The sequence below is a fragment of the Psychrobacter sp. genome, assembly GCF_018260395.1.
Lineage (GTDB): Bacteria > Pseudomonadota > Gammaproteobacteria > Pseudomonadales > Moraxellaceae > Psychrobacter.
Map to the genome: position 1 here is coordinate 1 of NZ_JAGLBC010000253.1, position 1,200 is coordinate 1,200.

General features: G+C 37.1%; 1 protein-coding gene. It reads right to left on the bottom strand.

Annotation, left to right across the window (positions count from 1 at the left end):
• Window positions 1–18: 18 nt before the first annotated feature.
• Entirely contained in the window at window positions 19–1,134 is a 1,116-nt protein-coding gene (locus tag QZ265_RS10905) for an ISAs1 family transposase (RefSeq protein WP_296406105.1), read from the bottom strand.
• Between the last annotated feature and the right edge of the window lie 66 nt (window positions 1,135–1,200).

Here is a 1,200-nt window from a genome sequence, read left to right on the forward strand (position 1 = left end):
CAGGGCAAACGCACACTTTTAGCCCATAACAATCAAATCACGAACCTCATCATTCCAAGCACACTGCTTAAGGATAGACTTGACGCTACCTTTTTTATCAGAAATCTTGATTAAATTTAACGCTAAACGGCGTAGTATGGCCATGTTCTCAGTTGCATTCTTTAACCGTATCCTAGAATCATCTTCTTTAAAGGTGACATCTAATACATAATGCAAACTATTTTCTATTCCCCAATGCTGTCTTACCGCTGTATTAGCCAGTTTAGGGTCAATCTTTAATGAGCTAATATAATAAGCTGTCTCACTTGTTTCTTTGTCAGTTGTTTTATTATACCGAGTACGCTGTATCTCAATCACACTGGTAAGGTTGTTCCAATTATCTGTATGGTCAAACCAATCTGTCACAAGCAGTTGCGTACACTGTCTAGTTTCAATGCGTCCGTGGTCGGATGTTGTTTCGGTATACTGACCCTTTTCGATTAACTCTGGGTTGTCTCGTCTTACTTTATGAAAGTAAGCCTTTGTTTCTCTTAGTAGTATGGCTTGATTGTCTTTTAGTTGTAACACATAGTCAGCCCCTTTTTTAATGATTTTATCCGTGACTTTGTCTAAACAACTCATAGCGTCAGCAGTAATAACTGTTTTCTTTATTTGTAGCTCATCTATGATATCAAGTACGGCTTTAACTTCATTTTTTTTAGCCTGTGATTTTTTTTGTATTAAACTGATTCCTTGCTCTGTTGCATAAGCACTGACACTGTGTAGGGCGCTTAGTTTGTCTGTACTGCTTTGATAGGAATGCTTTAGGGTTTTACCATCTATGGCTATTATTTGTAAGTCTTGATGTTGTCTTATTTGGTTTACCCAACTTATAAAGCATTGGTTTAAGGTTTCAGGGTCCAGTATTGATATGACCCGTGCTATGGTATCGTGTGAGGGTATGCCATTTTCAAACGGTCGATATTTCTTTAACCAATCTTCTTTGGTTTTACCAAACTCTTCTATGTCTACCCAGCCTTCTGCATTTGAAAGTATGGCGGTGACAACTAAAAATAAGATGTCGAGTAAGTTGTGCTTTAGGTTAATATTTTTCCTTGGATCAGTAATGATGCTAAAAGTGGCTTCAAATGTCATAGGATAGTCCTTATTTCTGCTATCCTATAACTTTATTCGATTTGCTCCTTTTTCGCACTTCTTTTT